Annotated in this window: 5 protein-coding genes and 1 pseudogene; 4 read left to right on the top strand and 2 right to left on the bottom strand. The window is 69.1% G+C overall.

Going from position 1 to position 3,747, the window contains the following annotated elements:
• From ACLD7X_RS16015 to ACLD7X_RS16025, 3 genes are all read left to right on the top strand, one after another.
• A partial coding sequence (locus ACLD7X_RS16015; RefSeq protein WP_411424679.1) for a pirin family protein occupies positions 1 to 652 on the top strand: 652 nt, incomplete at its 5' end.
• A gap of 20 nt (positions 653 to 672) precedes the next feature.
• Complete coding sequence (locus ACLD7X_RS16020) at positions 673 to 1,092, top strand: hypothetical protein (protein WP_411424680.1); 420 nt, start codon at positions 673 to 675, stop codon at positions 1,090 to 1,092.
• 115 nt (positions 1,093 to 1,207) lie between these two features.
• Positions 1,208 to 1,447 carry a hypothetical protein gene (locus ACLD7X_RS16025; RefSeq protein WP_411424681.1) on the top strand — a complete coding sequence of 80 codons (240 nt, stop codon included), beginning with the start codon at positions 1,208 to 1,210 and terminating at the stop codon, positions 1,445 to 1,447.
• A 7-nt stretch (positions 1,448 to 1,454) separates the two neighbouring features.
• Here the strand turns inward: ACLD7X_RS16025 and ACLD7X_RS16030 are convergent, their stop codons facing one another.
• Together ACLD7X_RS16030 and ACLD7X_RS16035 are read right to left on the bottom strand one after the other, a co-directional pair.
• Positions 1,455 to 2,051 (bottom strand): DUF2808 domain-containing protein, encoded by a 597-nt coding sequence (locus ACLD7X_RS16030; protein WP_411424682.1) that lies wholly within the window; start codon positions 2,049 to 2,051, stop codon positions 1,455 to 1,457.
• 18 nt (positions 2,052 to 2,069) lie between these two features.
• Positions 2,070 to 3,335: a glutathione S-transferase family protein gene (locus ACLD7X_RS16035; protein ID WP_411424683.1), complete on the bottom strand. Its 1,266-nt coding sequence runs from the start codon at positions 3,333 to 3,335 to the stop codon at positions 2,070 to 2,072.
• Positions 3,336 to 3,444: 109 nt separating this feature from the next.
• On the opposite strand from ACLD7X_RS16035, the pseudogene ACLD7X_RS16040 reads away from it, so the two are divergent.
• Positions 3,445 to 3,747, top strand: a pseudogene (locus ACLD7X_RS16040) (phycocyanin subunit beta); the annotation flags it as partial.

Genomic DNA, 3,747 nt, shown 5'->3' on the forward strand with positions numbered 1-3,747 from the left:
CCAGCTGGACTGGCTGGACAGCTGGCATTCCTTTTCCTTCGCCAGCCACTACGACCCGGCCTGGATGGGCTTCGGGCCGCTGCGCGTGATCAATGACGACACCCTGGCTCCTGGCCGCGGATTTGGCCTGCATCCCCACCGCGGCATGGAGATCGTCACGGTGATGGTGGAGGGCCAGCTGACCCATCGCGATTCGATGGGGCATGCGGAGGTCCTGCGGGCCGGTGAGGTTCAGTGCATGAGTGCCGGCACCGGGGTGGTGCACAGCGAGATGAACGAGGGCGATCGGCCCTGTCGTCTGCTGCAGATCTGGATCGAGCCCACCAGCCCCGGCCTGCCACCGACCTATGCCCAGAAGGCCTTTGCGCTGGATGGGGGTTGGACCCCACTGCTCGATCCGCACGGGGCCCACGGTGCGCTGTCGGTGGGTCGGCCGGTGCGGTTGTGGCGTTCGAGGCCCGGGGCCGGTGACGTGCTGGATGTGGCGATCGCACCGGACCGTCTGGGCTGGCTGCAGCTGATCGCGGGTGACGGCCGGATGTCGGGTCGAAGCCTGCGGCAAGGCGATGGGATCGGTTTCTCCTCCGGTGCTCCGCAGCGCTTTGAGGCAGGATCGGCGGGCGCTGATCTGCTCCTGTTCGAACTGCGCTAGCCATGACCCAGCATGGAGAGGTGGTTCTCCTCCCAACCCGGCTCGCGATGCTCCAGCCTCCGCGCGGCTACCTCACCCTGGCCTGGCTGGGCCTGGTGGCGAACATCCTGATCGTGCCGTTCACGCTGGGCGTCATCCTGCTGGATCCCACCTGGCGCGGCGTGCACATCGCCGTCGGATCCAGTGCGGTGCTGCCCACGGCCGCCGTTGGTCTGGTGGGCGCGATCGCCCTGTTGCGCTGGCGGGCCTGGGGCCAGATCGTGGCGATCGTCGGCCTGTCGATGAGCCTGGCCGTGGCCCTGCCCTACGGCATCGTGCGACTGGCGCTGCTGCCCGAGGGGCGGCCGCTCACAGCGATCGCCGCTGCCCTGCTCTGGACGGTCAACATCGCGGCCCTGGTGTTCTGGTGCCGGCCCTCCATCCGCCGCTACCTCACCTGAGCCCACGGGGCCGGCTGCCGGTCAGGCCGTCCAGGACACCGAAAGATGTTGTGAAGGTGACAGTTTCAGGCTGGCACACCGGCGATGATTTCATCCAGATGTCGTGTTGTGAGAGATGGCTCCAGTCCACGCCCAGCATGTGCGCCACTACCGGCTCGTCGATCAGCAGGGGGCTCCCCACCCGGTGCTCGACGACCTCTATGAATCCCTCGACGCCGCCTGGGCTGAGGCCATGGGCTGGTGGCAGGAGCAGTTCGGGGCCACCCAGGACCCGGTGGAGATCGGCGTGGAGGTCAGCACGGCCAGTGGCGACTGGCGCACCCTCCGTTTCCCCGGTGGGTTTCCCGGCATCTGAGCCGGTTTCAGCGCCAGTCGGGGTCGTAGATCCTGAGGGTGGCGAATCCCAGCGACACGGCTGAGGGGTTGGGGCCCGCCGGCAGGGCCATGACCTGGAACAGGTAGGTGTCCGACATCGAGGGATTGGCCCATGGCTTCAGCATCACGGTGAGGGTCGATCCGGGAGGCACGGGCTCCGGAAACCGCACGGTGACCAGGCGCTCCTCCTGGTCGAACGCTGCCTCCACCGGCACGGCCGGGCCTTCGCGACGGGGTTGACCGAGAAAGGCGCGGGTGCGGCCGGGGCTGAACTGGAACTGGGTATCGACACCGCGCGTCTGGCGAAACTGCAACTCGCCGAGGGCGGCGCCGGCATCCTCCGCCAGGACCACGGTGAAGTAGTACTCGGCCGAAGGCTGGGAGACCGTGCTGTTGTAGCTGCGCAGCGTGACCTTCCAGGGGGGGCGCGTGAAATGGGTGGCCCCGCGCAGCTCCAGGGCCCTGAGCGGCGCCGGCGGCAACAGGCCCGTGGCAATCGCGCCGAGCCCTGCCGTCACGACCAGGGGAGCCAGGTGCCGCAGCAGGGTGGCGGAGACGCGGGGGGGGACGCCAGGCGGGGTCATGGCTTCGCGGGGGCCTGCTCAGACACTAGGTGGGCTGGTCAGAAAGGGCCGGGGATCCTGGTCGCGTCGGTGTCTCTGGGGCAGGGCGGTTCCCTGGCCCTGCGGGTCCAGGGGATCCCGCAGGGCGGTGTCCTCGAGGGCCTGACGCAGACGCCGCGCGGCGTGCAGCGGCATGTCGCGCGGCACGCTGATCCGGTCGCGCAGGTAGCGAAGCCCGGGGGCCGTTCCCGGCGGCGGCGGGCAGGCCATCGGGCTGATCAGCTCGGTGAGGGCACAGCGCAGGGCCGTGTCCATGGCCGGATCGGCCAGGGGGGGGCGTTGCAACAGCGTTGCGCGGTGGCGCAGCACCCGGGCCAGGGCCCGAAGGGCCGCGTCCGCCGGCTCCGCGGCGGCAGTTTCAGGGTCGGTGCCGTCGGCGAGGGTCAGGGGCCAGGGGCCGTGGTCGATGCGTCTGGCCAGCAGCTGTTGCCCGGCTGAGCCATTGGCGTAACAGCCCCCCATCTGGGGGGGGAGGTCGTGGGCATGGGTATGGAAATCGCCCTGGGTCCCGAGGTAAGTGGCGCGCTGCTCGAGGGCCCTGAACCAGCCGCCGATGGCGGGGTGCGCCTCGCGGAGCAGGAAGCCCTTGTAATAGGCCAGGGAGGCATTCATGCGCTCGAGGTAGGGCACGAACACCAGGTCGGCCGTGGACAGCTCCCCCAGCAGAAAGGGGCCGTCCCCGGCTGTGAGGGCCTCTTCCATGGTCTCGGCCCAGCGCTGGAAGCCCTGGCGCGCCTCCTGATCATCCCTGGGGCTGGACGCCGGGTAGCAGAGCCACTGGCACCAGGCACGGAACAGCATCCGCTCCAGCCGCCGCAGCGCCAGCACCTCCGGATCGCCCATGCCGCGCTGGAGGGGGCCGAAGGCCAGCTCCAGCTCCTCGAGGATCCGGTCGCTCTCGGTGATCAGGCGGCCGTCGAGCTCCAGGGCCGGCAGCATCCCGGAGGGCACCCGATGCCGGTACCAGCTCTCCTTCTCCCCGTAGCAGACCATCGTGACCTTGCGGATCCTGTAGGGGATCTGCCGTTCCTCCAGCCAGAGCCACACCTTCTGGCAGTAGGGACACCAGGCGTGGTGGTCCCGGTAGAGCGTGACGCGCACGGCGCTCTCGGACTGGCCGAAGAGCCGCAGCACGGCCTGGGCATTGGTGGGGCCATGGATCCGGGCCAGCTCCTCCTCCCCCGCCGTGGGTACGGGGGCGTGGGCCTCGAGCTCCTGCCACTCCATCACCGGCGTGGATGTCATCGGGCTGGTCAGGGGAGGCCCGTTCTAGGTGATGGCCTCGGCCTGCCGTTCGCGTCAGCCAGGCCAGGCTTCTTAGGCTTCACCACGGCAGTCCATTCCGTTCCATTCCATGTTTGACGCCTTCACCAAGGTCGTGGCCCAGGCCGATGCCCGCGGCGAATTCCTCAACCCCGGCCAGATCGATGCGCTCGCCGCCATGGTTGCCGATGGGAGCAAGCGCATGGACACGGTGAACCGCATCACCTCCAACGCTTCCAAGATCGTCACCAACGCCGCTCGCGATCTCTTCGATCAGCAGCCTGCTCTCATCGCCCCCGGTGGTAACGCCTACACCCACCGCCGCATGGCTGCCTGCCTGCGTGACATGGAGATCGTCCTCCGCTACGTCACCTACGCCATCTTCACCGGTGAC

It is taken from the genome of Aphanothece microscopica RSMan92, from assembly GCF_046613545.2.
In the GTDB taxonomy this organism is placed as follows: domain Bacteria; phylum Cyanobacteriota; class Cyanobacteriia; order PCC-6307; family Cyanobiaceae; genus NIES-981.

Excerpts from the sequence above, each read along its gene's own strand:
- ACLD7X_RS16030 (WP_411424682.1), bottom strand. The coding sequence starts at position 2,051 with ATGACCCCGCCTGGCGTCCCCCCCCGCGTCTCCGCCACCCTGCTGCGG.
- ACLD7X_RS16035 (WP_411424683.1), bottom strand. The coding sequence starts at position 3,335 with ATGACATCCACGCCGGTGATGGAGTGGCAGGAGCTCGAGGCCCACGCC.
- ACLD7X_RS16025 (WP_411424681.1), top strand. The coding sequence starts at position 1,208 with ATGGCTCCAGTCCACGCCCAGCATGTGCGCCACTACCGGCTCGTCGAT.